Source organism: Streptomyces sp. NPDC052042 (assembly GCF_044548345.1).
GTDB lineage: Bacteria > Actinomycetota > Actinomycetes > Streptomycetales > Streptomycetaceae > Streptomyces.
In genome coordinates this window covers 1125325-1150358 of record NZ_JBIUBU010000001.1, presented here as the reverse complement: position 1 = coordinate 1150358, position 25034 = coordinate 1125325, and the positions used below count along the sequence as shown (strand labels likewise).

General features: G+C 70.8%; 22 protein-coding genes and 1 pseudogene. 14 read left to right on the top strand and 9 right to left on the bottom strand.

The annotated features are described in order from the left end of the window. Positions 1-138: 138 nt before the first annotated feature. Both ACIHCL_RS04880 and ACIHCL_RS04875 read right to left on the bottom strand, forming a co-directional pair. Positions 139-786: an ABC transporter permease gene (locus tag ACIHCL_RS04880; RefSeq protein ID WP_399856917.1), complete on the bottom strand. Its 648-nt coding sequence runs from the start codon at positions 784-786 to the stop codon at positions 139-141. Positions 787-814: 28 nt separating this feature from the next. After that, the gene (locus ACIHCL_RS04875) at positions 815-1288 is read right to left on the bottom strand and encodes an Lrp/AsnC family transcriptional regulator (protein ID WP_399856915.1); all 474 of its coding nucleotides are present in this window, start codon (positions 1286-1288) and stop codon (positions 815-817) included. Between the two features lie 134 nt (positions 1289-1422). On the opposite strand from ACIHCL_RS04875, the gene hppD reads away from it, so the two are divergent. Further along, positions 1423-2568: a 4-hydroxyphenylpyruvate dioxygenase gene (hppD, locus tag ACIHCL_RS04870; protein ID WP_399856913.1), complete on the top strand. Its 1146-nt coding sequence runs from the start codon at positions 1423-1425 to the stop codon at positions 2566-2568. A gap of 93 nt (positions 2569-2661) precedes the next feature. On the opposite strand, the gene ACIHCL_RS04865 is transcribed toward hppD, so the two are convergent. Then, positions 2662-4371 carry a hypothetical protein gene (locus ACIHCL_RS04865; RefSeq protein WP_399856911.1) on the bottom strand — a complete coding sequence of 570 codons (1710 nt, stop codon included), beginning with the start codon at positions 4369-4371 and terminating at the stop codon, positions 2662-2664. 448 nt (positions 4372-4819) lie between these two features. Here ACIHCL_RS04865 and ACIHCL_RS04860 point away from each other — a divergent pair, with 448 nt between their 5' ends. Further along, complete coding sequence (locus ACIHCL_RS04860) at positions 4820-6187, top strand: FAD-binding oxidoreductase (RefSeq protein WP_399856910.1); 1368 nt, start codon at positions 4820-4822, stop codon at positions 6185-6187. Between the two features lie 188 nt (positions 6188-6375). Here the strand turns inward: ACIHCL_RS04860 and ACIHCL_RS04855 are convergent, their stop codons facing one another. Then, positions 6376-6852 (bottom strand): SsgA family sporulation/cell division regulator, encoded by a 477-nt coding sequence (locus tag ACIHCL_RS04855; protein WP_399856908.1) that lies wholly within the window; start codon positions 6850-6852, stop codon positions 6376-6378. 211 nt (positions 6853-7063) lie between these two features. Here ACIHCL_RS04855 and ACIHCL_RS04850 point away from each other — a divergent pair, with 211 nt between their 5' ends. Next, on the top strand, positions 7064-8890 hold the full coding sequence (locus ACIHCL_RS04850; protein WP_399856906.1) for an RDD family protein: 1827 nt from the start codon (positions 7064-7066) through the stop codon (positions 8888-8890). A 138-nt stretch (positions 8891-9028) separates the two neighbouring features. After that, on the top strand, positions 9029-9805 hold the full coding sequence (locus ACIHCL_RS04845) for an RDD family protein (protein WP_399856905.1): 777 nt from the start codon (positions 9029-9031) through the stop codon (positions 9803-9805). 206 nt (positions 9806-10011) lie between these two features. Here the strand turns inward: ACIHCL_RS04845 and ACIHCL_RS04840 are convergent, their stop codons facing one another. Continuing rightward, positions 10012-10401, bottom strand: a complete 390-nt coding sequence (locus tag ACIHCL_RS04840; RefSeq protein WP_399856903.1) for a hypothetical protein — start codon at positions 10399-10401, stop codon at positions 10012-10014. Between the two features lie 368 nt (positions 10402-10769). Between ACIHCL_RS04840 and ACIHCL_RS04835 the strand changes: the two genes are divergently transcribed. Further along, positions 10770-13169 (top strand): immune inhibitor A domain-containing protein, encoded by a 2400-nt coding sequence (locus ACIHCL_RS04835; RefSeq protein WP_399856901.1) that lies wholly within the window; start codon positions 10770-10772, stop codon positions 13167-13169. 125 nt (positions 13170-13294) lie between these two features. Beyond that, positions 13295-13606 (top strand): annotated as a pseudogene (locus ACIHCL_RS04830) (hypothetical protein); the annotation flags it as partial. A gap of 226 nt (positions 13607-13832) precedes the next feature. Here ACIHCL_RS04830 and ACIHCL_RS04825 read toward each other — a convergent pair. Further along, complete coding sequence (locus ACIHCL_RS04825; RefSeq protein WP_399856899.1) at positions 13833-14435, bottom strand: nicotinamidase; 603 nt, start codon at positions 14433-14435, stop codon at positions 13833-13835. Positions 14436-14928: 493 nt separating this feature from the next. Further along, positions 14929-16257: a nicotinate phosphoribosyltransferase gene (locus ACIHCL_RS04820; RefSeq protein ID WP_399856897.1), complete on the bottom strand. Its 1329-nt coding sequence runs from the start codon at positions 16255-16257 to the stop codon at positions 14929-14931. A 78-nt stretch (positions 16258-16335) separates the two neighbouring features. Between ACIHCL_RS04820 and clpS the strand changes: the two genes are divergently transcribed. From clpS to ACIHCL_RS04785, 7 genes are all read left to right on the top strand, one after another. Further along, entirely contained in the window at positions 16336-16650 is a 315-nt protein-coding gene (clpS, locus tag ACIHCL_RS04815; protein WP_399856895.1) for an ATP-dependent Clp protease adapter ClpS, read from the top strand. A 218-nt stretch (positions 16651-16868) separates the two neighbouring features. Beyond that, positions 16869-17453, top strand: a complete 585-nt coding sequence (locus ACIHCL_RS04810) for a DUF2017 domain-containing protein (protein ID WP_399856894.1) — start codon at positions 16869-16871, stop codon at positions 17451-17453. A 436-nt stretch (positions 17454-17889) separates the two neighbouring features. Then, the gene (locus ACIHCL_RS04805) at positions 17890-19326 is read left to right on the top strand and encodes an amino acid permease (RefSeq protein WP_399856893.1); all 1437 of its coding nucleotides are present in this window, start codon (positions 17890-17892) and stop codon (positions 19324-19326) included. Between the two features lie 166 nt (positions 19327-19492). Further along, complete coding sequence (locus tag ACIHCL_RS04800) at positions 19493-19924, top strand: Mov34/MPN/PAD-1 family protein (RefSeq protein WP_399856892.1); 432 nt, start codon at positions 19493-19495, stop codon at positions 19922-19924. Positions 19925-20047: 123 nt separating this feature from the next. Beyond that, entirely contained in the window at positions 20048-20173 is a 126-nt protein-coding gene (locus ACIHCL_RS04795) for a putative leader peptide (protein WP_274535416.1), read from the top strand. Between the two features lie 135 nt (positions 20174-20308). Then, positions 20309-20587 carry a MoaD family protein gene (locus ACIHCL_RS04790; protein ID WP_399856890.1) on the top strand — a complete coding sequence of 93 codons (279 nt, stop codon included), beginning with the start codon at positions 20309-20311 and terminating at the stop codon, positions 20585-20587. Continuing rightward, positions 20587-21537 carry a PLP-dependent cysteine synthase family protein gene (locus tag ACIHCL_RS04785; protein ID WP_399856888.1) on the top strand — a complete coding sequence of 317 codons (951 nt, stop codon included), beginning with the start codon at positions 20587-20589 and terminating at the stop codon, positions 21535-21537. Before ACIHCL_RS04790 ends, ACIHCL_RS04785 begins: the two co-directional genes overlap by 1 nt. A gap of 123 nt (positions 21538-21660) precedes the next feature. Here ACIHCL_RS04785 and ACIHCL_RS04780 read toward each other — a convergent pair whose 3' ends face one another. After that, positions 21661-22164 (bottom strand): type II toxin-antitoxin system PemK/MazF family toxin, encoded by a 504-nt coding sequence (locus ACIHCL_RS04780; RefSeq protein WP_399856886.1) that lies wholly within the window; start codon positions 22162-22164, stop codon positions 21661-21663. 177 nt (positions 22165-22341) lie between these two features. Here ACIHCL_RS04780 and ACIHCL_RS04775 point away from each other — a divergent pair, with 177 nt between their 5' ends. Continuing rightward, complete coding sequence (locus ACIHCL_RS04775) at positions 22342-23091, top strand: MBL fold metallo-hydrolase (RefSeq protein WP_399856884.1); 750 nt, start codon at positions 22342-22344, stop codon at positions 23089-23091. A gap of 433 nt (positions 23092-23524) precedes the next feature. Here ACIHCL_RS04775 and ACIHCL_RS04770 read toward each other — a convergent pair whose 3' ends face one another. Continuing rightward, positions 23525-24808 (bottom strand): PTS transporter subunit EIIC, encoded by a 1284-nt coding sequence (locus tag ACIHCL_RS04770; RefSeq protein ID WP_399856882.1) that lies wholly within the window; start codon positions 24806-24808, stop codon positions 23525-23527. Between the last annotated feature and the right edge of the window lie 226 nt (positions 24809-25034).

The following is a 25034-nucleotide window of genomic DNA, read 5'->3' as shown; positions in this document are numbered from 1 at the left end:
GTCCCCCCGGAAGCCGTACCGCCGGCGCCCGTCCCCTCGGCGGACGCACCGCCGGAACCGCCGGCGCGGGCGCCGGGGTTCTCAGGCGCACCGGAGGGACCGGGCGCGCCGGAGGAGGCACCGTGCGTGTCGGGTGTCTCAGGCACGGATCCCCCTGGGAATGGTGAGCCGCCCGAGCAGGACGTACGCGGCGTCGAAGAGCAGGGCGAGGACGACGATGCCGAGCGTCCCGGCGAGCACCTGATTGATCGCGTTGGCGCTGCCCAGCGAGGCGATGCCCCGGAAGATCTCGTTGCCCAGGCCGGGGCCGGACGCATACGCGGCGATGGCCGCGATGCCCATCAGCATCTGCGTGGACACCCGGATGCCGGTGAGGATCGGTGGCCAGGCCAGCGGCAGCTCCACCCGCAACAGCCGGGCCGGCCGGGACATCCCGATGCCCTTCGCCGCGTCCACGAGCGCCGGATCGACGCCGCGCAGCCCCACGACGGAGTTGCGGACGATGGGCAGCAGCCCGTACAGCGTCAGCGTGATCACCGTGGGTGCCACCCCGAGCCCGACCAGCGGGATGAGCAGACCGATCGCGGCGAGGGACGGGATCGTGAGCACCGTCGCGGTCGATGTGACGGCCAGCGACCCGGCCCAGCCGCTGCGATAGGTGACGACGCCGATCAGGACCCCGAGCACGGTGGCGATGACCATGCACTGGAACACGGCGCTGACGTGCTGGAACGCGTCCGTGAGCAGCTGTTGGTGCCGGTTGCCCAGATACTCCCAGAAGCTCACACGCCCCTCCTCGGCCTCGGCACGGTCGTCAGTCGGCGTCCTCCGCGGCCTGCTCGACGAGCGGGATGACGCGCAGTGGTACCGGGTTCTCCATGACGATGGCCGTGGAGGCCCGGACGATGCCATCAAAACCGACAACCCGGTCGATCACCCGCTGGAGATCGGCGTTGGAGCGGGCGACGAGCCGGCAGAGCATGTCGCCGTGCCCGGTGGTGGTGTGCAGCTCCAGCACCTCCGGGACACCGGCCAAGTGGGCCCGTACATCGGCCCCTTGGCCCTGCTTGATCTCCAGCGTCGCGAACGCGGTGACGGGGTAGCCGAGCGCCGCCGGATCGACGGTCGGACCGAAACCGCGAATGACTCCATTCGACTGAAGCCGGTCCAGACGCGCCTGCACCGTTCCGCGCGCCACACCGAGCCGGCGCGACGCCTCCAGCACGCCGATGCGGGGTTCACGCGCCAGAAGCACGATGAGCCGGCCGTCCAGATGATCGATCGCCATGGTCCGCCTCCGGAGCCTCACTGTGATGGTCATCATGTACAGATAGCCCGACCATCATCGCTATTCGCTGTACAGATTGCCCAGCGATTCCGCGAACTATTGCGCACCTTGCGAAGCGGCGAGAACCTTCGGGCATGACTGAGACTCTGCACACCACCCCCGAAACAGCCCGGCAGGCCGACCCCTTCCCGGTCAAGGGAATGGACGCGGTCGTCTTCGCCGTCGGCAACGCCAAGCAGGCCGCGCACTACTACTCGACGGCCTTCGGCATGAAGCTGGCCGCCTACTCCGGACCGGAGAACGGCAGCCGGGAGACCGCCAGTTACGTGCTGACCAACGGCTCCGCCCGCTTCGTGTTCACCTCCGTCATCAAGGCGTCCACCGACCACGGCCGCTTCCTCGCCGAGCACGTGGCCGAGCACGGCGACGGCGTCATCGACCTCGCCATCGAGGTCCCGGACGCCCGCGCCGCCTACGCGTACGCCGTCGAGCACGGTGCCCGCGGCATCGACGAGCCGTACGAGGTCAAGGATGAGCACGGCACGGTCGTGCTCGCCGCGATCGCCACGTACGGCAAGACCCGCCACACCCTCGTCGAGCGATCCGGCTACGACGGCCCGTACCTGCCCGGCTACGTGGCCGCCTCCCCGGTCGTCGAGCCGCCCGCCAAGCGCACCTTCCAGGCCATCGACCACTGCGTCGGCAACGTGGAACTCGGCCGGATGAACGAGTGGGTCGGCTTCTACAACAAGGTCATGGGCTTCACCAACATGAAGGAGTTCGTGGGCGACGACATCGCCACCGAGTACTCCGCGCTCATGTCCAAGGTCGTCGCCGACGGCACGCTCAAGGTCAAATTCCCGATCAACGAGCCGGCCATCGCCAAGAAGAAGTCCCAGATCGACGAGTACCTGGAGTTCTACGGCGGCGCCGGCGTCCAGCACATCGCGCTGGCCACCAACGACATCGTCGCCTCCGTGCGCGCCATGCGGGCCGCGGGCGTGGAGTTCCTGGACACCCCTGACACCTACTACGACACCCTCGGCGAGTGGGCGGGCGAGACCCGGGTACCGGTCGAGATCCTGCGCGAGCTGAAGATCCTCGTCGACCGCGACGAGGACGGCTATCTGCTCCAGATCTTCACCAAGCCGGTCCAGGACCGTCCGACCGTCTTCTTCGAGATGATCGAGCGCCACGGCTCGATGGGCTTCGGCAAGGGCAACTTCAAGGCCCTGTTCGAGGCGATCGAGCGCGAGCAGGAGCGGCGCGGCAACCTCTGAGTCGCGAGGGCACGGACCAGGGCGGGGCACCGGTGATCCGGGGCCCCGCCCCCTTTCGTGCACCGGCCGTTCCTCCGCGTCGGCCGGTGCCCGTCAGCCGCCGGGCGTGGAACGCGGTGCCGGGGCTGCGCCGCCGGGGGCACGCGGTGTCGGAGGCCCGGCGGACGCCCCCGCCCGCGGCCCGGGGGCGGCGGGTCCGTCCGCACCGGGCGGAGCCGGGATCGGCCGCACGGGCGCGGGCGGGACCGACTCGTCCGCCGGGGCCGGAGCGGGCAGCACACCGCGCGGCAGAACCGTCGGCAACCGGTCCAGGGAGACCAGGGCCCTTTGGGCGGCCGGGGCCTCCAGCGGCGAGAAGTACGGGTTGGCGCGCAGGGCCTCCGTCAGGTGGCGGCGGGCCGGACCGTAGTCCTCCAACGCCCGCTGGATCGCTCCGAGGCGGGACAGGTACCCGGCGTTCCACGCCTCCGCCGCGACCGCCCGCCTCGCATAGGGCAGCGCCGCCGCCGAGTCGCCCGAGCGGTGCAGCGCCCAGCCCAGCGCGTCCGCCACGGCGGCACCGCGGTGCCCGCGTGCCCACTCGGCGGTCAGCAACGCCACCGCGGCCGTCGGCTCCCCGTGCGCGGCCTCGAAACGCCCCCGGAGCAGCACGTCGTCCACGCCGCTCTCCTGGTCCCGGGCCAGGACCGTGCGCAGCCGCTCGTACTGCCTCCGCGCCTCCGCGCTCCGGCCCAGCGACTCGTTCAACTCGCCGAGTTCCAGCAGGAGGCCCGGACTCGGCGGATCGCCCAGCGCCGCCTCGTAGTCGCGCCGGGCCTCGCTCGTCCGGCCGAGCGCCGCCAGCGCCCTGGCCCGGCCCGCCAGCGACGGCCGGTGAGCCCGGTCGATCCGCAGCACCGCACCGTACTGCGCCATCGCCTCCCGCGGCTCGCCCCGCTCCCATGCCAGATCGCCCAGCAGACGCAGGCACTCCGCCTTCTGCGCGGGGGTGCCCGCCCGGTCCGCCGCGTCCCGCGCCCCCGCCACCGCGTCCTCGCCGCGCCCCATGTCCCGGTACATCCGCGCCGTCAGCAGCAGCGCCCCGACACCGGGTCGCAGCTCCGCGAAGCGCCGCACGGCCGCATGCGAGGAGGCGAGGTCCCCGAGCCCGTCGTACGCCTCGACCAGCGCCGGGTACACCGACCACTCCTCCGGATGTCGTGCCCGTACCTCCTCGCCCCACTTCTTCGCCGCGCCGAAGTCGCGCCGGGCGGCGGCGAGCCGCGCCATCCCCACCCGGGTGACCACGCCCGCCTCCTCGTCCGGTCCGGCGCGCAGCGAGCGCTTCAGCGCCTGCTCGGCCCGGACGTAGTACGACGCGTCGGCGGAACGCCTCGCCCACTCCACATACGCCGTGCCGAGCGCGGCCCACGACCGTGCGTCGGAGGGATGCCGTTCCACGTGCCGCCGCCGGTTCTCGACCAGCGCCTCCAGATCGCGGAGCGAGGCCGGATAGCCCAGGTCCGCGGCCTTCAGGGCGCGCGAGACCGCCCCGGTGGCGGACGTCGCGGACTCCTCCCCGTCCTCCGGAGCGGCCACCACCATCCCCACCACCAGCGCCGCGGACACCACCGCTCCCAGGGCGGCGCGGCACAGCGCGGCGCACTGCGTCATGGGCGGCGCGTCCCCGGTCTCCCCGGTCTCCCCGGTCTCCCCGGTGGGCGGCGGCACCTCGGCGGGCGGCGGCTTTTCGTCGGGCGGCCGGTCCTCGGTGGGCGACCACTCCTTCGCGGGCGTGGGTTTCGGCGGCGCGGGGCCGGCCACGGGATCCTCGGAACGCTCGGAGTGTTCGGAGTGCTCGGGGCGCCCGCCGGGTCCGGAACGCTCGGAAGGGCCTGAGGAAGCCGGGGGCTTCTCGGTGCGCCCGGCGGGCTCGGCGGGTGTCCCGGGCTCGGCGGATACCGCGGGCTCGGTGGATGTCGCAGGCTGGGCGGGCGTCGCGGACTTCGAGGGGTCGGGAACGGGCGACGCGGTCGAATCCTGGGGCTTCTGGTTCCTCGGGGGCCTCTGGGGGCTCCGGCGCATCTGCGTCTTCCGAGGCTTCTGCGTCTTCCGAGGTTTCCGGGGGCTCCGGGCTTTCTGAGGCTCAGGGGGCTGCCGCGGTGTGACATCCATGCCGATCACTCTGCGTCGGCAAGATGATCACGTTGCGCTGTCCGGAGGTCGTCGCGGACGGGTTCACACCAATGGACCCGGGTGTCAGTCTTGGATCGTGACCGGACTTCTCGAACACCTCCGCACGGGACTTCCCGCCGAGGCCCTGATCACCGATCCGGACATCACCGCCTCGTACGCCCGGGACATGGCGAGCTTCTGTGAGGCCGGCACGCCCGCCGTCGTGGTGCTTGCGCGCACGGTCGAGCAGGTCCGGCATGTGATGCGCACCGCGACGGCCCTGTGCGTGCCGGTCGTCCCGCAGGGAGCCCGCACCGGCCTGTCGGGCGCGGCCAACGCCTCCGACGGCTGCATCGTGCTGTCCCTGGTCAAGATGGACCGGATCCTGGAGATCGACCCGGTCGACCGGATCGCGGTCGTCGAACCGGGTGTCGTCAACGCGGTGCTGTCCCGGGCAGTCGAGGAACACGGTCTCTTCTACCCTCCGGATCCTTCCAGTTGGGAGATGTGCACCATCGGCGGCAACATCGGCACCGCGTCCGGCGGGCTGTGCTGCGTGAAGTACGGGGTCACGGCGGAGTACGTACTCGGCCTGGACGTCGTCCTCGCCGACGGGCGTCTGCTCACCACCGGCCGCCGCACGGCGAAGGGCGTCGCCGGTTACGACCTCACCCGGCTGTTCGTCGGTTCGGAGGGCAGCCTCGGCATCGTCGTCAAGGCCGTGCTGGCACTCAGGCCGCGGCCGCCGCGCCAACTGGTCCTGGCCGCCGAGTTCCCGAGCGCGACGACTGCCTGCGACGCGATCTGCCGGATCATGGAACGTGGTCACACCCCATCACTCCTCGAACTGATGGACCGCACGACGGTCCGGGCCGTCAACCGGATGGCCGCCATGGGCCTGCCCGACGGCACCGAGGCGCTTCTGCTGGCAGCCTTCGACACCCCGGACCCGTCGGCCGACCTGGCCGCCGTCGGCGAGCTGTGCGCCGCGGCGGGTGCCACCGAGGTGGTGCCCGCCGAGGATGCCGCGGAGTCCGAACTGCTGCTCAGAGCCCGGCGGATGTCGCTCACGGCGCTGGAGTCCGTCGCGTCGGCGACGATGATCGACGACGTGTGCGTACCCCGTTCGAAGCTCGGCGCGATGCTCGACGGCACGGCGGCCATCGCCGGGAGGTACGGCCTCACCATCGGTGTCTGCGCGCATGCGGGGGACGGCAACACCCATCCCGTCGTCTGCTTCGACCACACCGATGCCGACGAGACCCGTCGGGCGCGCGAGTCCTTCGACGCGATCATGGCGCTCGGTCTGGAACTGGGCGGGACGATCACCGGTGAACACGGCGTCGGCGTCCTGAAGAAGGACTGGCTGGCACGGGAACTCGGCGGGGTCGGCATCGAACTGCACCGGGGGATCAAGCAGGTGTTCGACCCGCTGGGGCTGCTCAATCCGGGCAAGGTGTTCTGACGTCCGTTCGCGCCGGAGCCGTTCGGCTCGGGACGGCTCGCGCGCGGAGCGGTTCGGTTCAGGACCGCTCACGCCGGCACGGGTCGGCTCGGGAAGGCCCACGCCGGCGTGGTTCGGGCGGGGGCGGCTCGCCTCATGTCGGTTCGCGCGAGGGAGGCGTGTCCCGCGCTCGTCGAACTCTCCCGTGCTCATGCGTCGCCGTCCTGCGACTCGTCCGACTGCCAGGGGTCGCTCAGCCACAGGTCGTCGGCGGGCAGCGGGGCGAGCAGCTCTGCGAGTGCTTCGTCGATGTTGAGGCGGTCGCTCTCCGTGCCCGGCGGAACCACACGCAGGGTCCGCTCCACCCAGGCGGCCACGGCGGCCGACGGCATCTCCAGAAGGGCGTTTCCGTCGGGTGAGGTCAGCGCCACGAAGACGACGTTGCGCTGCTCGACCTTGGTCGGCCAGATCCGTACGTCCCCGTGCCCGCACGGCCGGAAGACCCCTTCGACCAGCAGGTCGCGGGCAAACGTCCAGTGGACGGGGAACTCGGAGCCGATGTGGAATTCGATGTGCACGGCGTACGGGTCGTTCGCGCGGTACGACAACCGGGCGGGAACGGGAATGCTGCGCTCGGGCGACAGCACCAGCCTGAGCTCCATGTCGCGCTCCATGACGGTGTTCATGAGTACGTCCTCTCGAAGTCCGTGAACCGGCCCCATGACCGGTCCCGCACTGGAGAGAGCGCCCTGCACGCCGACTATTACGCGACTTCGGGAAAAAATTTCTTGGCGGCCTGAAAGAGGACCAAACCGCTGGACCGGCCCGGGGGCGGGCGGGTGTCTGATAGATGTGGACCCGTTGATTTGAGGCAGCGAGAGATACGGGACCACGGTGATGAGCGCCCCAACTCCGGCACCCGGTGACGAAAGCCCCCGCGAGGGCTACTACCCCGATCCCTCCATTCCTGGATACGTCCGGTACTGGAACGGTGCTTCCTGGGTGCCCGGTACGAGCCGGCCGGCCCCGCGGCAGGACGAGCCGATGCCGGCGCCGCCGCCGGCCGGTCGGCAGTACCAGCCTCCGCAGCCGAACTCCCCGGTCCCGTCGGCCTCATCCACCTCATCCACCTCATCCGCGCCGTCGAGTCCGTCGACCCCCTCGAATGCTTCGAACCGTTCGAACTCCTCGAACCCGGTGGCCGCGTCCGTTCCGGCCGCCGTACCGGCGGACCTGCCGATCGACGAGACCGGTCCGGTCTTCCTCGATGAGGAGCCGCAGCCGGACAACCGCCCGGAACCGGCCACCGCCTGGCAGGCCGATGCCTCTCGACAGGCCGGTTTCGGCGGCGAACACGGCCGGTGGGTCTCCTGGGGCGCCGCACCGCAGCCGGGCGGCCAGGCCGATCCGGCCCTGCCGTCCGGACCCGGGCCCGAGGCGGGAGCCGGGACGGGTCCGGGAGCGGTGGCCGGCCGGGGGCCCGGTATGCCCCCGGGCCCGGTACCGGCCGACCGCACGCCCACTGACGGAGCGACGGCGGACCGGGGCCCGCACGACGGGGCGCCCGCGGTCCGCGCGGCCTCCGCTGCGGTTGTGGCCGAGCCGCGTCGGTCCACCCCGCAGGCACCGGCCGACGGCGCGCTCCCGGGCAGGCGCGGCAGCGGCGACGCCCAGGCGGCCGAGAACACCGTGACCCTCCGTGCCGTGGGCCGGGGCGAGCGCCCGCCGGCCGTCGGGACGTCCGGACCGCCGCCCGAGGAAGGGACGATGGCGATCCGCGCGCTGTCTCCGGGTGCCGGCGCATCGGGCCCGGTGCCGCAGACCCCGAGTGCGGGCCGCGGTCCGGTTCCGGCCCAAGGCCCGGTCTCCGTCCCCGCCGCGCCCGTGCCCGTGCCCGTGCCCGCGAGCCCGAACCCGGTGCCGGCGCAGAGCCCCGTTCCTCCCGTGGACTCCGGAGCCGGGGCCGCCTCCTGGGGCCAGCAGGCCCGCCGAAACACGCAACCCGCGCCGGTGGCTCCGCAGCAGCCTCAGCAGTCCCAAGCGCCTCAGCTTCAGCAGTCTCAACCTCAGCAGTACCAGCCTCAGCCCCAAGCCCAACCTCGGCAATCCCGCCTTCCACTCCAGGCACAGGAGCCCCATCCGCAACTCGGCATGGCGGGCGGGCAGCAGCCGGACCAGCCCGTCACGCCCTGGAAGCCCCCGGTCGACGACCTCTTCCAGCAACTCGCCCAGGCGCAGATGTCGGGCCGGCCCGCCGGGCTCGGAAAGCGGTTCGTCGCCCGGCTCGTCGACACCGTGGTGCTGGGCGCTCTGGTCGGTGCGATCGGGTTCCCACTCGTCACACGGGCGTTGGACCACATCGACGCGAAGATCGACGCGGCGAAGATGTCCGGCCGGACGGTCACCGTCTGGCTGGTCGATCCCACCACGGCGGGTCTGTTCGGTGCGGTGCTCGGCGCGTTCCTCGTACTCGGGGTCCTGCTGGAGGCGCTGCCGACCGCGAAGTGGGGCCGTACGCTCGGCAAGAAGCTCTGCGGACTCGACGTACGCGGCATCGAATCCCACGAACCCCCCTCCTTCGGCGCCGCGTTGCGGCGTTGGCTGGTGTACGGGGTGCTGGGTGTCCTGGTGGTCGGAGTGGTCAACGTGCTGTGGTGTCTGTTCGACCGCCCATGGCGCCAGTGCTGGCACGACAAGGCGGCACACACCTTCGTCGCGGGCTGAGACGGGCCGGGCCTCGCGTGCTGCGGCCGGCGGAGCCGGTCACCCCTTTGGGCGGCGGCCCATCGGGTGGGGGCGGGGTGTTCCCCCGAATGCACCTGAGCCGTTGCGAGCGTCCTGGGGCCGGGGTGCACTGCCCCCATGAGCAACGATCAGCCGCCGTCCGGACAGCCGCCCGAGGATGACCCGTTCCGCAAGAAGCCGGAGGAGGAGGAGCCGCGGCGGTCCGAACCGTGGCGGTCCCAGGGCCCGCGGGAACCGAACGGGCCGGAGGAACCCCACGGCCCGCAGGGTCCGCAGGGGCCACCCCCCGGTCCCGGTCCGTCGTCGGGCCCGCCCTACGGGAGCATGCCCCCTCCTCCCCCTCCGCCGCCGTACGGCCCCGGCCCCTACGGCGGCGGAGGGCCGTACGGGGGAGTGGACCCGCTGGCGGGCATGCCGCCGCTGGGCGAGCCGGGCAAACGGATCCTGGCCCGGCTGATCGACCTTCTCATCATCTCGATCCCGCTGTATCTGATCTCCCTGCCGTGGGGCGGCGCGGTCGGGACGTCGAACACCGGCACCACCAACAACGGCGATGTCGGCGATCTCTTCACCCAGACGTACAGCGCGCGCCAGATGCTCTGGTCGCTGATCGGGCTGGTGGCCTACGTCGCCTACGACACGTACTTCACGCACAAGGACGGCCGCACCATCGGCAAGCGGCTGCTGAAGCTGCGGGTGGCGATGCTCAACGACGGCCGGGTGCCGGACACCGGGACGTCGTTCCTGCGCGCCGTGGTGCTGTGGCTGCCCGCGCTGTTGTGCTGCCCGTGCCTGTGGTGGTTGATCAACATCGTGTTCATGTTCACCGACAAGCCGTACCGGCAGGGGCTCCAGGACAAGTCGGCGAAGACGGTGGTCGTCCAGACCGACTGATGCGCGCCCCGCGGCCGATGCTCCTTCCCGCACCGGGGTGTCCGAACGGATCGGCGCGGGTCCCCGGACGTCTCGGCGCGGGCACCGGTCACGCGGCACCGGCTGGTCGGCCGCCCGTGCCATCGGCCGGACGCCCCGGCCTGCCGGGCGTCGTTCACCCGAGGACGGGCGAGTAGACCCGGGCGGGACCGGCGCGCAGTGCTGGGCTACTGCCGCAGTGAGCGGTTGTCACGGTGGTCTTCCGTTCGCGCCGGAGTGGCCGGAGTGGCGGGCCCGGCGGCCCGTTCGGCCTCGCGGACGGACGGGGCCGAATCCCGTACTGCCTCGTCGAGGGAGAGGCCCTCGGCCTCGACGGCGGCGGAGACCGCGTCCAGGTCGGTACGAGCCGAGGTCCGGGCCCTCGCGGACTTCGCCGTTCCGGCCGGGGCCGGGCGGGGTACCTTCACGGCCACCAGCAGACCGAGCGCGAGCGCCGCGGTCCCGATGACGGCGACGCCGATCCCCGACTCCGTACGGGAGAGCAGCAGCATGGCGAGGGTCGAGAAGACGACGGTGACCGAACCGTAGGAGAACTGTGCGGCGGTGATGCGCGGCATAGCGGTGTCCGTCCTCGGGGCATCGGATGGGCCGTCCTCGGCACGGTCGGACGACCCTTGGCGACTCTACGACGGATGCCCGAGAGGTACCGGAACCAAGCCCGGTCCGAGGCGCGAGGCCGATGCACGGGGGGCGCACGGAGTCACTCCGCAGCCGTGGGAACGGATCTGACGCACCGTATCCGGACAGGGCGAACGTCCGGATATCGGAAAATGGCTCCTACATAGTGCAGTTGATTTGTCCAAGTCAAGATCTGTATTTTTTCTTGCACCTCCGGTCGAATGTCGTCACTTGTGAGCGTTTCCGCGCGCGGCCCTTCATCCGACTCCCAGGCCGCAGCCGTGGACGCCGGGGAGGACTGCATCACGTGAGTACCAAGAGACGGGCGCTGCGCGGCGCGGCGGTTGTCGTGGCCATGGCCGCCATGGCTGCCACCGCGTCGACCTTCGCCACGGCCCAGGCCGATGACCACACGTCAGGAGCGGGGGGCGCGACGGTCGACCGCCGTGACCCGGGGACGGGCAAGGGTAACGCGCACGACCTCCAGGGGCCGTTCAGCGAGCAGCAGGACGCTCAGCGCCAGGCCGCCCTGGAAAAGGTCATATCGGGCGAGAAGAAGATATCGAAGCGGGACGGCTCGCAGGTCGTCAAGCTCGGCGACAAGAAGTACGTCGAGCTCGGCCGCGAGAAGACCGACAAGATCTTCACGATCCTGGTCGAGTTCGGCGACCAGGTCGACGACACCACGATGTACGACCCGGACGGCGAGGGCCCCCTGCCGCCCGTCAAGAAGTACGGCGGCACGCCCGGCCCGGCGCACAACACCATCGCCCAGCCGGACCGCGAGAAGGACAACAGCACGGCCTGGCAGGCGGATTACAACCAGGAGCACTTCCAGGACCTCTACTTCGGCACCGGTCCCGGCAAGAACTCGCTGAAGACGTACTACGAGAAGACGTCCTCCGGGCGCTACTCCGTCGACGGCGAGGTCAGCGACTGGGTCAAGATCCCGTACAACGAGGCGCGTTACGGTTCCAACTACTGCGGCTCGTCCAACTGCGCCAACGTCTGGGACATGGTCCGCGACGGCGTGAACGCCTGGGTCGCCGACCAGAAGGCCAAGGGCCGTACCACGGACCAGATCAAGGCCGATCTGGCCCAGTACGACCAGTGGGACCGTTACGACTACGACAACGACGGCGACTTCAACGAGCCGGACGGTTACATCGACCACTTCCAGATCGTCCACGCCGGCGAGGACGAGTCCGCGGGCGGCGGCGCGCAGGGCACCGACGCCATCTGGGCCCACCGCTGGTACGCCTACGGCACCGACGTCGGTGCGACCGGTCCGGCGGAGAACAAGGCGGGCGGCACCCAGATCGGTGACACCGGTTTCTGGGTCGGCGACTACACCGTGCAGCCCGAGAACGGCGGCCTGGGCGTCTTCGCCCACGAGTACGCCCACGACCTGGGCCTGCCCGACCTGTACGACACCACCAACACCGCCGAGAACTCGGTCGGTTTCTGGTCCCTGATGTCGGCGGGTTCCTGGCTCGGCACCGGCAGGAACGAGATCGGTGACCTGCCCGGCGACATGACCGCCTGGGACAAGCTCCAGCTCGGCTGGCTCAACTACGACGAGGCCAAGGCTGCGACGAAGTCCACCCACAAGCTGGGCGTGTCCGAGTACAACACCAAGGACAAGCAGGCGCTCCTGGTCAAGCTCCCGGACAAGGCCGTCACCACCCCTGTCACGAAGCCCGCGGAGGGCTCCAAGCAGTGGTGGAGCGACATGGGTGACAACCTGAACAACACCCTGTCCCGCCCGGTCGATCTGAGCGGCAAGACCACGGCCTCCCTGGACCTCGCGGGCTGGTGGGACATCGAGCAGGACTACGACTTCCTCTACACCGAGGTGTCCGAGAACGGCGGTGCCGACTGGACCGCGCTCGACGGCACGGCCGACGGCAAGGCGCTTCCGCGCGACGCCAGTGACAAGCCGGCTCTGACCGGTGTCTCCGGCGCGTACCAGAAGCTCTCCTTCCCGCTGGACGCCTACGCGGGCAAGAAGATCGACATCCGCTTCCGCTACAGCACCGACGGCGGCGCGGGCGGCCTCGGCTTCGCGGCCGACATCATCGAGGTCAACGCGGACGGCGCCGCGCTCTTCGCGGACGACGCCGAGGGCGACGACAACGGCTGGACCGCCAAGGGCTTCTCCCGCGTCGGCGAGTCCTTCACCAAGGACTACGCGCAGTTCTACATCGCGGAGAACCGCCAGTACGTCAGCTACGACCGGACCCTCAAGGTCGGTCCGTACAACTTCGGTTTCTCCCACAGCCGCCCGGACTGGGTCGAGCACTACCCGTACCAGACCGGCCTGCTCATCTGGCAGTGGGACACCTCTCAGAAGAACAACAACGTCTCCACCCACCCGGGCAAGGGTCTGATCCTGCCGATCGACGCGCACGCCAAGCCGCTGAAGTGGGCCGACGGCACGATCATCCGCAACAAGATCCAGCCGTTCGACGCGCCCTTCAGTCACTACCGGACGGACGCCTTCACGCTGCACAACGCCGATGTGCCGGTGAAGATCCCGTCGCAGCCCGGTGTCCCGGTCTTCGACGACCACAAGGGCACCTACTGGTACGCCGAGAACAAGACCGGAAGCGTTCAGGTCACTGACACGAACACCCGGATCGCGATCACCGGCCAGCCGCCCCACGGCTCGACGATGACCGTCAAGGTCGGTCCCTCGACCAAGTAATTTCGCATCACCGCAGGTCAGAGCTTGATCGGCCGTCGCCCTCTAGCGGGCGGCGGCCGATCGTGTTTAGGTGCGTCTTGACCACATCCTTATTGACACGACGTCTCACGGGGGGAGCGCGGAACATGGCATGCGGAGGGTTCAGCAAGCTGCCGAACGGCAGCGTGGTGGTGGCGATCACACTGCCCCGTCCCACGAACGGAACGGGGCCGGGCCCTCTGGTCCGGGTCCTGGTGCACGCGGGCAACCGGGCCCGTGCGCTGACCCGGCTGCGCAATCTGGGGCTCCGCTCCGTCTACCTGCGAGGCAACGCCGAGCCGCCCACCCCGGACGAGATCACGGCCGTGCTGCACCACCCGGACGGGATGCTCTGGCGGGGGAGACCGGAGCGGGCCCAGGAGCTCTGGCACCCCATCCGGGCCCTGCTCCGGCCCGCGCCGTCCACCGCGTCCGGCACATCGGCCCCATCGCCTCAGCGCACGGCCGCGTCGACCGCCCCGGCCGGCCGTCGGCCGTGCCTGCCCTCCGCGCCGGTCCATCGCCCGGCCTGAAGGCGTGCGGGCGGCGGCGCGGCCCGACGGGGTGCGTGCGGGCCGCGCCGTACGGCCCAGTGTTGCTCCCGGCAACGTTCGCCCCGTCGCGCAAACACTGACGCTCCCGGCACTAGTGCCGGGAGCGGCGCTGGACCACCGGCTTGCCGGACAGCTTCACGCCCGCGCCGCGGAGTTCCTCCAGCGCCCGCTCCGTGGTCTCCTCGGCCACTCCGGCCGTCAGCCCGAGGAGCACATGGGTCGTGAAGCCCTCCCGGACCGCGTCCAGCGCCGTCGCCCGTACGCAGTGGTCGGTCGCGATGCCCACCACGTCCACCTCGGTGACGTGGTGGGACCGCAGCCAGTCGGCCAGTCCCACACCGTTCTCGTCGACGCCCTCGAATCCGCTGTACGCCGCGGAGTGGGCGCCCTTGTCGAACACCGTGTCGATCGCCCCCGAGGCGACCGCGGGTGCGAAGTTCGGGTGGAAGCCCACCCCCTCCGTACCGGCGACGCAGTGCGCGGGCCAGGAGCGCTCGAAGTCCGGCCGCTCGGAGAAGTGGTCGCCCGGATCGACGTGGTTGTCGCGGGTGGCCACCACATGGCGGTAACCGGGCTGGGCCTCGCCGATGAGGTCGGTGATGGCGGCGGCCACGTCGGCGCCTCCCGGCACGGCGAGGCTGCCGCCCTCGCAGAAGTCGTTCTGGACGTCCACGACGATCAGGGCGCGGTGCATGGCGGGTGTCCTTCGGTGGGGGAGAGGGGGCGGGAGCGGGAGCAGGTGCGGTCGGCGGTCACATAGTGCGTGTGTTTAGTGCGTGTGTTCGAGCCTAAGGGCTGTGCTGCCATCCGTGGTGGAGCGGCGCAGACGTCGGATGTGATGTGGCGCGCGACGGAGGGGTGCCCGCCCACCGGATGTACGCGGGCGCCGCGACGGCGACGTGGCGAGGTGCCGCAGGTCGTCGGGCGCGCAGAGAGGGACGGGACCGGCCCTCAGAAGTGCGCGGGCGGCTCGGCGAAGGGCGTGAAGCGTCCCGTGGGGCCGGGGCGGGGCCTGTGGGTGGGGCGGGGTCCGGTCCCCTCGCCGGGGCGCCAGGTGAGAGCCGAGTCGGGTGTGAACCGTGCCGGGTGGGGCGCGTCGGATGGGCGCCGCGTCGGGCGGGCGCCCCCGTCGCACGGCCTCGATCACACGAGGCCCCGCACGAGAACTCCGGTCGCATGAACTCCGGTCACATGAACTCCGTGGGGATCACCGGCTCGCCCCGGGACAGCTGCGTCGCCGACATCGGCAGTCCCGCGCGGGCCGTGATGTGGCGCTGACGCGCCGCGTCCAGCGGCTCGCGGGCGACCACCTCGCCGTCCCTGACCAGCTCGACCAGCAATTGCCGGTCGGCGAGATCGTCCGGGACGGGGCCGGTGCCGACCACCTCGGCCTCGGCCACCCCGCTCCCGTCCAGTCGGCGCGCGGCCCACTTGCGACCGCCGGTCGACGACTTCGAGCCGAGCGACTTCTTGGCGACCGGGCGCAGCGGCGCCGCAGGGTCGGTCGAGTCCGCCCGTGCGACCAGCTTGTACACCATGGAGCAGGTCGGGTGCCCGCTGCCGGTCACGAGCTGTGTGCCCACCCCGTACGCGTCGACCGGCGCCGCGGCCAGCGAGGCGATCGCGTACTCGTCGAGGTCCGAGGTCACCACGATCTTCGTCTCCGTGGCCCCCAGTTCGTCCAGCTGCTGCCGCACCCGGTGTGCGACCAGCAGCAGATCACCGGAGTCGATCCGCACCGCGCCCAGCTCCGTCCCCGCGACCTCCACCGCCGCGCGGACCGCCTCGGTCACGTCGTACGTGTCGACCAGCAGCGTCGTGCCCCGGCCCAGCGAGTCCACCTGGGCCCGGAACGCGTCGCGCTCGCTGTCGTGCAGCAGTGTGAAGGCGTGGGCGCTCGTCCCGACGGTCGGGATGTTGTAGCGGAAGCCCGCAGCCAGGTCGGAGGTGGTGTCGAAGCCGCCGACGTACGCGGCACGCGCGGAGGCCACCGCCGACAGCTCATGCGTGCGCCGCGCACCCATCTCGATCAGTCCGCGCCCGCCCGCCGCCACGGACATCCGGGACGCCGCCGCGGCGATCGCCGAGTCGTGGTTGAGGATCGACAGGATCACCGTCTCCAGCAGCACGCACTCGGCGAACGAGCCCTCGACCCGCAGAATCGGCGAGCCGGGGAAGTACACCTCGCCCTCCGGGTAGCCCCAGATGCCGCCGCCGAAGCGGTAGTCGGCCAGCCAGTCGAGGGTGGGCCCGTCGACGATGTCCTGTTCGCGCAGGAAGGCGAGCATCTCGTCGTCGAAGTGGAAGTTCTCCACCGCGTCCAGCACCCGTCCGATCCCCGCGACGACACCGTAGCGCCGACCCTCGGGCAGGCGGCGGGTGAACGCCTCGAAGACCGAGCGCCGGTCCGCTGTGCCGGCCTTCAGCGCCGCCTGCACCATGGTGAGCTCGTACTGATCGGTGAAGAGGGCGGTCGACGGCACGCCGACCCGTCGGCCAAGGTCCGCAGATTTCATGCTCCGGATGCTACCCCTATTTCGTCAGAGTGACGAGATGTCGGGTCGTTTGTGCGGTGCCCCCTCCCGGGTGGCAGCATGGGAGAGGTGAGTGTCGCCCCTACTGAGATCGAGCGTCCCGAATCGGCCGAGGAGAGCGTTGTCGTTCCCGAGCCCGACGTCCCCTGGGTGACGCTGGTCCACAACGACCCGGTCAATCTCATGAGCTACGTGACCTATGTCTTCCAGGCGTACTTCGGGTACTCCAAGGACAAGGCGCACAAGCTGATGCTGGACGTCCACCACAAGGGCCGCGCCGTCGTCTCCAGCGGCAGCCGCGAGGAGATGGAACGTGATGTCCAGGCCATGCACGGGTACGGGCTGTGGGCCACCCTCACTCAGGACCGTGGATAGCGCCCACCCGCGGACGATGTCTTCCGTACGGACACCGTCCCGGTCGGCCTCCGGTGCGGGCGAGGTGCCGTTGGCAACCGTCGTCGACCGTGCGGCCGGTACCGTCTGTGCGGACGGCCACACCGCACGGGTGGCGCCCCGCGCGCACCACGTCTCCCGCGGCCCCCATCCGGCAAGCCCGAGCCCTGCCCCGTCCGAACCACCACCGGAGTAAACCCATGGCCGGCCACTTCGAGGCCACCCCCGACGGCGGCGCGGCCGTCGCGCTCGACGAGGTGGAGATCGCGATCCTGCGCTCCCTCGCCGTTCAGTTGCTGGAGCTCATCGGCCCCGGCGACGAATCCGCCGAGAGCGAGGACCCGCTCGCCGCCCTCTTTGCCGAGGGCCCCAGCGAACGGCCCGCCGACCCCGCCCTGGCCCGCCTCTTCCCCGACGCGTACGGCGACGAGGACAGCGAACTGCGCGCCGCCTCCGCCGAGTTCCGCCGCTTCACCGAGAACGACCTGCGCGCCCGCAAGCGGGACGACGCGCTCGCCGTCGTACGCTCCCTCGACGCCCTGACCATCGCCGGGGACGGCGGCGCCGTGCTCAGGATCCCCGGCGACGAGTGCCGCAAATGGCTCGGCGCCCTCAATGACCTCCGGCTCACCATCGGCACCCGCCTGGACGTCTCCGACGAGGACGACGGCGGGGCCGACACGCTCTACCGGCTTCCCGACACCGATCCGCGCAAGCCGATGGTCATGGCCTACCTCTGGCTCGGCGCGCTCCAGGAGACCCTCGTGGAGACGATGATGCCGTAGCGGGCGCCGGGCGCGGCCGGTGCTCCCGGCACACGGCCGGAAGGGCCACCGTGCGCGGCCCGCCGGATGGCCGCCGACGGACGGCCGACCCTGCGCCCGGTCCGTCCCGGTGCCGCGCGGGGCCCGCGTCCGGGCCCCGGACCGTGGCCGCTCCCGCGCTCCGTCAACCGGGCGCCGTTCCCGCCGTCACCTGAACGGTCTCCTCCGGGGCACCGGATCCCGTCGGCCGTTTCTGCCCGTGGTGCCTGCCGGACAGCGGTCCGGCGCACCGTCCGCCCGCCCATGACGCGCGTCCACGACCGTCCGGACGGCGCCACCCTGTTCCCGTGAACGCGATGTGTCCGGTACGTCACCGAGCGCACTTCGGTCACACCCGGGACCGGGACCCGGTGCGCGGCGACGACGGCGCGGACCGGCGGGGAGAAAGGCGCGGTACATGACATCGGCGCAGCTGGACGAGGGACAGGACGGGCGACCGTCCGCGGTGGTCACGGACGCCGAGGTGACGGGCGAGGGGTACCGGCGGACGCTCGGCGCCCGCCAGATCCAGATGATCGCCATCGGCGGAGCCATCGGAACCGGACTCTTCCTCGGCGCCGGAAAGGCGATTTCCAAGGCCGGCCCCAGCCTCGTCCTGGCCTACGCCCTCGCGGGCGTGGTGATCTTCATCATCATGCGCGCCCTCGGCGAACTGCTCATGTACCGACCGGTCTCGGGCTCCTTCTCGGAGTACGCCCGGGAGTTCGTCGGGCCGTTCGCCGGCTTCGTCACCGGATGGACCTACTGGCTCTTCTGGGTCGTCACCGGAATCACCGAAGTCACCGCGGCGGCCCAGTACATGACGTACTGGTTCAGCGTTCCGCAGTGGGTGTCGGCGCTGATGTTCACGGTCGCCCTCTACGGCGTGAACCTGATCTCCGTCAAGGTCTTCGGCGAGCTCGAGTTCTGGTTCTCGATGGTGAAGGTGACCGCCATCGTCGGCATGATCCTCATCTGCGTCGGCGTCCTCACCCTCGGCGTCTCCGACGCGGGCGACACCGCCTCCGTCACCCACCTCTGGGCCGACGGCGGATTCTTCCCGCACGGTGTCAAGGGCACCCTGATGACCCTGCAGATCGTGATGTTCGCCTTTCTCGCCGTGGAACTCGTCGGCGTCACCGCGGGAGAGTCCAAGGACCCCGAGACCGTGCTGCCCCGTGCCATCAACACCGTGCCGTGGCGCATCGCCGTCTTCTACATCGGCGCGCTGGTCATGATCCTCTCCGTGGTTCCCTGGACCGCGTTCCGGCCCGGCGTCTCCCCGTTCGTCGCCGCTTTCGAACGGATGGGGCTGGGCCTCGGCGCAGGCATCGTCAACTTCGTCGTGCTGACCGCGGCCCTCTCCTCCTGCAACTCCGGCATGTACTCCACCGGCCGCATGCTCCGCGACCTCGCGCTCAACGGGCAGGGCCCCGCGCGCCTCACCCGGCTCACCGGGAACGGCACCCCGCTCGTCGGCACCACTCTCTCCGCCGCGCTGATGCTCGTCGGCGTCTGGATCAACTACCGGTGGCCCGGCGACGCCTTCACCTACGTCGTCTCCTTCGCCACCATCTCCGGCATGTGGGCCTGGATCATGATCCTCGTCAGCCAGCTCCGCTACCGGCGCCTCGCCGGACGCGGAGCCCTCCCGCAGTCCTCCTTCCGGACTCCCGGCGCCCCGTACACCAGTGTCTTCGCCCTGGCTTTCATCGGTGTGGTGGTCGTGATGATGGGCATCGACGAGGACACCAGGATCTCGCTGTACTGCGCCCCGCTCTGGGGGGCCGCCCTCGGCGTCTCGTACCTGGTGGTCAGGGGGCGGCGCACCGGCGGGGTCCTCGTGAAGGGCTGAGGCCGAGAAGGGCGGACACACCGAGAAGGGCGAATGTGCCCGCAGGTGCGGACAGGGGGAGGCCCGGCCGTCCGTGGCGTCGTGGCCACCGTCCGTAATGTCCACGATGTGGGCTCCGTCGTACCACTTCTCGATACGGTGATGCGGGCATGCCTATCCTGGCGCCATGCTGACCATCACCCAGGCGCTTTACGACCAGATCGTCGCGCACGCCCGCGCCGACCATCCCGACGAGGCGTGCGGCGTGGTTGCGGGCCCCGTCGGAACCGGCCGCGCCGAACGGTTCATCCCCATGCTCAACGCCGCCCGGTCGCCCACCTTCTACGAGTTCGAGTCGGGCGACCTCCTCAAGCTCTACCGGGAGATGGACGACCGGGACGAGGAACCGGTGATCATTTACCACTCCCACACCGGGACCGAGGCGTATCCCTCGCGCACCGACGTCACATACGCCAACGAGCCCGGCGCCCACTACGTCCTCGTCTCCACCGCCGACGTCGACGACGCGGGCCCCTTCCAGTTCCGCTCCTTCCGCATCGTGGACGGCGCGATCACCGAGGAGGACGTCAAGATCGTCGAGGCGTACGAACCCGCCTGACGCGGCACTCCGTGAGGTGTACGGGGCGGCCCCGTTCCGGCCCCGTCCACCTGTCGGGCACCATTCATCCACAAGCTGAGATCACACTCTTATTCGCCGACCGGGAATCGATACGATGACCGCATGGTTCCCCATGACGTGAGCGACAAGACGCCGGGCATGCTGCTCGTCGCGCGGTTGCACGTCGACCTGTGCAGGCTTTCCAGCGCGATCTGTACGAACCGCCGGTCCGACGGCCGCAGGGCCTGAACCGGGGGCTCGCCGCCCGAGGACCCGGCCACGACGCGACGCCCCCGAGCGGGGCGGAGCCCCGCTCCCCGTGTCACCGCCACACCCCCTCTCTTCCCGTTCTCCGCTTCCGAGCTTCCGACAGGAGCCCACGCAATGGCCATCGAGGTCCGCATTCCGACCATCCTCCGCACCTACACCGACGGCGCCAAGGCCGTCGAGGGCGACGGAGCGACCCTCGCCGACCTCCTCACGGACCTCGACAGCCGTCACAACGGCATCCGTGAGCGCATCGTCGACGGCGGCGAGCTGCGCCGCTTCGTGAACGTGTACCTCAACGACGAGGACGTCCGCTTCCTCGACGGCATCTCCACGAAACTCAACGACGGCGACAGCATCACCATCCTCCCCGCCGTCGCCGGCGGAATGTGCTGATGCGGTACGACAACCCGCTCGCCGCGGTGGGCAACACCCCGCTCGTCCGCCTGCCGCGGTTGTCGCCGTCCGAGGACGTCCGGATCTGGGCCAAGCTGGAGGACCGCAACCCCACCGGCTCGATCAAGGACCGCCCGGCGCTCCACATGGTCGAACAGGCCGAGAAGGACGGTCGGCTGACGCCGGGTTGCACCATCCTGGAGCCCACCAGCGGAAACACCGGCATCTCGCTCGCCATGGCGGCCAAGCTCAAGGGCTACCGCATCGTGTGCGTCATGCCGGAGAACACCTCCCAGGAACGGCGCGACCTGCTCACCATGTGGGGCGCCGAGATCATCTCCTCCCCGGCGGCGGGCGGCTCCAACACCGCCGTACGCGTCGCCAAGGAACTGGCCGCCGAGCACCCCGACTGGGTCATGCTCTACCAGTACGGCAACCCGGACAACGCGGGCGCCCACTACGCCACCACCGGCCCGGAGATCCTCGCCGACCTCCCGTCCGTCACCCACTTCGTGGCGGGCCTCGGCACCACCGGCACCCTCATGGGCGTCGGCCGCTATCTGCGCGAGCACAAGCCCGACGTCAGCATCGTCGCCGCCGAGCCGCGCTATGACGACCTGGTCTACGGGCTGCGCAACCTCGACGAGGGCTTCGTCCCCGAGCTCTACGACGCCTCGATCCTCACCACCCGTTTCTCCGTCGGCTCGGCGGACGCGGTCGCCCGCACCCGCGAACTCCTCCAGCAGGAGGGCATCTTCGCGGGGGTTTCCACCGGCGCCGCGCTCCACGCGGCGATCGGCGTCGGGAAGAAGGCGGTCAAGGCGGGGGAGAGCGCCGATATCGTCTTCGTCGTCGCCGACGGCGGCTGGAAGTACCTCTCGACGGGCGTCTACACGGCGCCCACGACCGAGGCCGCGGTCGAGACACTGCACGGCCAGCTCTGGGCGTAGGGGCCGGTCCCCTACGAACCGGGTACGCGGACCGGGCCCGGCCCGGTCCGCGTCGGACCGAGCCCGGTCCGGTCTCCCGGCTCCGAGGCTCGGCCCCGTCCCACGTGGGACGGGGCCGAGCCTTCACCCCAGCTTCCGCACCCGCTCCCACACCTGCGGGTCCACGGTCCCCACCCGCCGCCGGAACACCCGCACGGCGACCTCCCGCAGCTCGTCCGTCTCCAGGAAGCTTGCTCGCCCCCGCGCGTCCCCCACCGACCCTTCGGGCAGCGCGATCACGCCGGGCCGGTCCGCGTGGTGCTTGCTGGTGATCTTCGCGACGAGCGCCGAGCCGCCCCGTATCCGCAGCACCAGGCAGGGGCGGTCCTTCGCCCCGGGGCCGTCCTCGTACGGCACCTCGGCCCACCAGATCTCACCCGGCCGAGGCCCGCGCCCCGGCTCCGGCGCACGGCCCGGACCCGCCGGCGGACGCGTGCGCCCGCCCGGGCGGCTGCCGGAGCGCGTCCCCGCCGAGCCACCGGGACGAACGGGCCGCCGCCCGCCCCGGCCCCGCCCGTCGGACACGGCCACCACGAGGGCGAGCAGCACCAGAAAACCCAACGCGATCCACCACCACGACATGCTCATGCCCCGACGGTACCGGCGCCGCGAGCCCTTCCGTCGAACCGGTGACAGCACAGGTGAGTTCCCCCACAACGGACGGCCGCGGAGGAGCGACCGGGGGTTTCGCCCCTTACGCTCGACGGACCGCTCAACAGACCGTACGAACCCTCCCCGTTCCCGCGTCCCGGAGGTTCACGCTCCATGAAGCTCACCGTCGTCGGCTGCTCCGGCTCGTTCCCGTCCGCGGTATCCCCGTGTTCGAGCTACCTCGTCGAGGCCGACGGCTTCAGGCTGCTCCTCGACATGGGCAACGGCGCCCTCGGAGAGCTGCAGCGCCACATCGGTCTCTACGACCTCGACGCCGTTTTCCTGAGCCATCTCCATGCCGATCACTGCATCGACATGTGCGCGTACTTCGTCGTCCGCTACTACCGGTTCGGGGGACGTCCCGCCCCCCTCCCGGTCTACGGTCCCGACGGCACCGAACAGCGGCTGACCACGGCCCACGGTGACACCCCGTCCGAGCGGGCGATGGGCGAGGTCTTCGACTTCCACACGCTGAAGCCCGGCTCGTTCACGATCGGCCCCTTCTCCGTTCGCGTCGAGAAGGTCTGCCACCCCGTCGACTCCTATGCCATCCGGATCGAGCACGGCGGCCGTTCGCTCACCTATTCCGGCGACACGGGGACCTGCGAGGCGCTGAGCGAACTCGCCGAAGGCGCCGACCTCTTCCTCTGCGAAGCGTCGTTCGTCCACGGCAAGGAGAACATTCCGGACCTGCACCTCAACGGCCGCGAGGCGGGCGAGGTCGCCGCCCGCGCCGGAGTGGGGCGGCTCGTCCTCACGCACATCCCGCCGTGGACCGATGCCGAGCGCAACCTGGCGGACGCCCGCGCGGTCTTCGACGGCCCGGCGGAAGTGGCGGTGGCGGGCGCCGTCTACGAGGTCTGAACCCACTCCCCGAAGGCCCGCCGGGTGACGGCGGACGGGCCGGACGCGGGCAGCGGCGTGCGGTCTCCGCCGCCGGGCGGGGCGGGTGGGGCACAGAGGCTTGCGGTACCTGCCGGGCGGGGCGGGCGTGGGCGCAGGACAAGCGGTACCCGCAGGGCGGGCGGGACGCCCGGGGCCCGTTCGCCCCGCCTGCCGGTCCTTCCTCCCGTCCTTCCTCCCACGCCCTCCCGCCCGGTCTCGGCTCCCCGCTCCCTCGCCTAGTGCCGCATCAGGCAACGTTCGCCCCGTCGCGACGTCCGGCACGCCCTCTCGCTGCACCGGCCGAAAACCCGAGTACGTCCAGTACGAGGGTTTCCGGCCGGCACACCGAGAGCACGCACCGGACGCGCTCCTTGACGGGCAAACGTTGCCTGCCGCGGCACTAGACCTTGCGTTACTTCGCCTCGGCCTTGAGGAGCTCGGCGAGTTCCTCGTCGGACTCGCGCCCCGGCGTCGGCAGGTTGAATCTGGTGATCGTGAAGCGGAAGACCACGTAGTAGACCGCCGCGAAACAGAGTCCGACCAGCACCAGCAGCCACGGCTTGGTGGCGATCCCGAGATTCAGCAGGAAGTCGACCGCCCCCGCCGAGAAGCCGAAACCGTCCTTGATGCCGAGGCCCCAGGTGAGGGCCATCGAGACGCCGGTCAGCACCGCGTGCACCGCGTACAGCGCCGGGGCGATGAACATGAACGTGAACTCGATCGGCTCGGTGACGCCGGTCACGAACGCGGTGAGCGCGAGGGAGAACATCATGCCGCCGACGACCTTGCGCCGCTCCGGACGGGCGCAGTGGACGATCGCGAGGCAGGCCGCCGGGAGGGCGAACATCATGATCGGGAAGAAGCCGGTCATGAACTGCCCGGCCGTCGGGTCACCGGCCAGGAAGCGGTTGATGTCGCCGCTCTTGCCGTTGAACTCACCGGCCTGGAACCACGGGAACGAGTTGAGCAGGTGGTGCATGCCGACCGGGATCAGCGCACGGTTGGCGACGCCGAAGACGCCCGCGCCGACCGCGCCCGAACCGACCAGCCATTCACCGAGATTGTGCAGTCCGGTGCCGAGCACCGGCCAGACGTAACCGAAGACGATGCCGATCACCAGGCCCGCGAACGCGGAGAGGATCGGGACCAGGCGCCGACCGCCGAAGAAGCCGGCCCAGGCAGGCAGCTTCGTCCGGTGGAATCGCTGGTAGAGCAGTGCGACGGCGATCCCCATCACCACACCGCCGAGGACCTTCGCGTCCACCGGGGCGTCCGTCATGACGACCTTGCCGTCGACGACCTCCGCGACCTGCGGGAGGTTGCTGTCCGTGAAGGTGGCGAGCACCTTCTGGAAGACCAGGTAGCCGGTGACCGCCGCGAGCGCGGTCGAGCCGTCCGACTTCTTGGCGAAGCCGATCGCGATGCCGACGGCGAACAGCAGCGCCATGTTGTCGAGGATCGCGTTGCCGCCCGCGGCCATGAAGCTCGCGATCCTCGTGACGAAGTCGGGGAACGACTCCCTGCCGAGCATGTCGTCGTTGCCGAGACGGACCAGCAGCGCGGCCGCGGGCAGCACCGCGACCGGCAGCATGAGGCTGCGGCCGATGCGCTGCATGACGGCCATCGCACCGGCGCCCTTCTTCCCGGGCGCCGCGGGCTTCCCGGTGGCCGCGGGGGCGGCGTCTGCCGTGGACATCAACTTCCTCCATGGGGGCAAGGCGCCGCCCGGACATCGGCGAGGCGGCCGTCGGCGAGACGGTCATCGACGAAGGGGGAGCGGGGCGGCGACTCGGAGAACGCGGCAGAGCGCCACGCGGTCGGTATCGGTACCACTCAGTGGTTTAGACCTGTTGTAACACGGTGAGGGCCGGATAAGGAACCTTTGGTTCCGGACTACTTCGCAGCAGTGATCCATCACGCTG